The sequence below is a fragment of the Thiolapillus sp. genome (assembly GCF_048562965.1).
Classification (GTDB): Bacteria; Pseudomonadota; Gammaproteobacteria; order Chromatiales; family Chromatiaceae; genus Thiolapillus; species Thiolapillus brandeum_A.
This window is the reverse complement of sequence record NZ_JBHNMF010000439.1, coordinates 1-2,742: the sequence shown is the minus strand read 5'-3', so window position 1 is coordinate 2,742 and position 2,742 is coordinate 1. Positions and strand designations below refer to the sequence as shown.

General features: G+C 57.5%; 3 protein-coding genes. All 3 read left to right on the top strand.

The features are described from left to right. Positions 1-93: 93 nt before the first annotated feature. Positions 94-468, top strand: a complete 375-nt coding sequence (locus tag ACOCD2_RS16035; protein WP_293649553.1) for a hypothetical protein — start codon at positions 94-96, stop codon at positions 466-468. Beyond that, positions 461-2,404 (top strand): sulfatase-like hydrolase/transferase, encoded by a 1,944-nt coding sequence (locus ACOCD2_RS16030; protein WP_293649555.1) that lies wholly within the window; start codon positions 461-463, stop codon positions 2,402-2,404. Before ACOCD2_RS16035 ends, ACOCD2_RS16030 begins: the two co-directional genes overlap by 8 nt. A gap of 46 nt (positions 2,405-2,450) precedes the next feature. Beyond that, positions 2,451-2,742, top strand: a 292-nt coding sequence (gene tnpA / locus ACOCD2_RS16025; RefSeq protein ID WP_419582850.1) for an IS66 family insertion sequence element accessory protein TnpA, incomplete at its 3' end; no start/stop codon positions are given.

Here is a 2,742-nt window from a genome sequence, read left to right as displayed (position 1 = left end):
GTAACCTATTGTTTTTCAAGCGAAAGAAACAAAATAAACAAGAATATTACCAAGTACTAATTTATCCGCCATATTAGTCGACTCTAATATTCATTGCTCCAAAAAATTGGGAAACTTCAGTCCGATAATTTTGATCTGTACAGCAGCAAGGTGGACCGGGCGATAGCCACGGCCAGACTGGCATTCGGCCGTGTTCCGGAGGTGGTGCCCTGGCTGCGGGAAGACTGCGAGGCGGATCTGCAGGAACAGCTGTTGAAACCCCATGACGGCAACCAGGTCATGGTGACCCTCAGCACCTGTCTGGGTGTGCTGACAGACGGGAAGGGGGACAAGCTCATTCCCTTCAAACCGGCGGGTCACGAAGACTACGGCCTGGCGGTGTTCCTGCTGCGACCGGAAAACGGTGGCATTCCCAAGGTGCTGGCCTGTGCCTGGCCCGAAGACTGGATAGATGCCGCCCATGACTGATGTCTCCCGGAAGATGCTCAGCGCTTGGTGGCTGCTGAACTACGGTTTTTCACTCCTGCTGAGCTTCAGTTTTCTGGAAAACGGCCTGCCGGGAGACTGGCGTGCCTGGCTGTATGGCGTTGCCGTGTGGCTGACCTATGCATTGGTTTATATTCTCCCTGCCATCGCACTGAGTTATCTGGCCTGGCGGCTGTTTTACAGGCGCTGGCCGCGGCTGTTCTGGATGCTGGCGGTGCTGTTGTTCGGCGTCAGCTATCTGCTGATCTTTGCCGACGGCAGGTTGTACGGGCTGTTCGGTTTCCACATCAACAGTTTCGTCATCAACCTGGTGACCACGCCGGGCGGTATCGATTCCCTGGGCAGCAGCGGTGAGGCGGAACTGGTGTTTGCGGCCATCGCCGTGGTGCTGCTGCTGGCGCCAGCATTGCTGCTGCTGCCGGCGCACTGGCTGGTACGCCACCATCCCCGCAGCCGCATTGGATTTTCTAGGAAACTGATCCTGCTGCTGGTGCTGCTGGCAGTGGGTGAACGCCTGGCCTATGGCATCAGCCGGCTGGAATATTACCAGCCGGTGCTCAAGGTGGCGGATGCCTTTCCCCTTTACAACCGGGTGCGCTTCAAGTCCCTGGCGATGAAACTCGGGTACGAAAACAAGCGACCACGCTCTGTCTCCGCCGGGATGGCCAAAGGTGATCTCAATTACCCTCTAAAACCCCTGGAGGTGGTGCCGCCGCAGAAGCCGATGAACATGGTCTGGCTGGTGGCGGAGTCCCTGCGCTGGGACATGCTGACACCCCAGATCATGCCCAACACCTGGAAGTTTGCCGGACGCTCGCTGAAACTGGATCAGCACATGAGTGGTGGCAACGGCACGCGCCAGGGGCTGTTCTCCCTCATGTACGGGCTTTACGGCGCTTACTGGAATGCCTTTCTCGGAGCCAACCGTGGGCCGGTACTGCTGGATGTGCTCAAGGATCAGGGCTACCAGTTCTACATGACCACCAGTGCCTCCTTCACCTATCTGGAGTTCGACCGCCCCCTGTTTGCAGCCATCGACGCGAAAGACCTGCATCACGCGGACATGTCCCTGAAGCCCTGGCAGCGTGATATCGACAACGCCGGGGCGGTGAACCGGTTCATCACAGAGCGGGACAAGAGCAAGCCTTTCATGAGCTTTTTCTTTTTCGAATCGACTCATGCACGCTATGATTTTCCGGACTCTTCCGCCATTGCCTCGCCGTATCTCAAGGACGTGAACTACGCGCTCATGTCGAGAGAAAGCCTGAAGAAGGATGTGGGTGAGTTCAAGAACCGCTACATCAATGCCTCCCATCACGTGGACCTGCAGATAGGCAGGATACTCGACACGCTGGAAGAACAGGGGCTGCTGGAAAACACCATCGTTGTGATTACCGGTGACCACGGTGAAGAATTCATGGAAAAGGGACACTGGGGCCACAATGCGGGATTCCACGAGGAACAGATACACGTGCCCATGGTGCTGCACATTCCCGGCCGCGCCCCTCAAGCGTGTCTTCGGCCTCGTGATAGATTTTGGGACATCCCAGTCCCCAAAATCGACTCGGCCTTTGACAACCTATTTGTGCCCCAGCCGTCCTGGTCACCAAGCACTACGCAACAACTTCGCAAGCTCGTTGCTGCTCCGTACTTGGCTCCCAATGACTGGACGCCACGTTCGGAGGCCTACTTTGTTTTCCCTCTGGCGCAAGGCACGCCGGGAAAACAGTGCGGCCTCGCGGCTACTGGGGTCTACCAGCCTTCGCTTCGCTCTCCATGGCTGGCAGCGGAGGAGATTCCCTGGCTGACCAGTCACATGGATATCATCCCCACCCTGATGCCCCTGCTGGGGGTGAAGAATCCTGTGGCGGACTATGCCGTAAGCGCCCAAGAATCCACACCTGTTTTCCCCACCTGACCCCGTGCAGACTTTCTCCTGAAATTTCACGACATAGGAGAAATCGATGGACATGTCTGATGCCACCGAAGGCGCGTCATTCTGGCAGTCACACATTGCGGCCTGGCAACAATCTGGCCTGACGCAGAAAGCCTACTGCGAACAGCAGGAGCTGCGGTATAGTACCTTTGGCTACTGGGTCCGCAAGCTACGCCGGGCCGCCGAACCGGCAACAAATGAAGAAGGTGGCGGGCTTTGTGCCGGTGATCCCGGCCACGGTACAGCCCACCGGCCTGACCCTGAGCCTGCCCAACGGCCTGGAGATCCGCGGCATCGAAGCGAACAACCTGAGTCTGGTG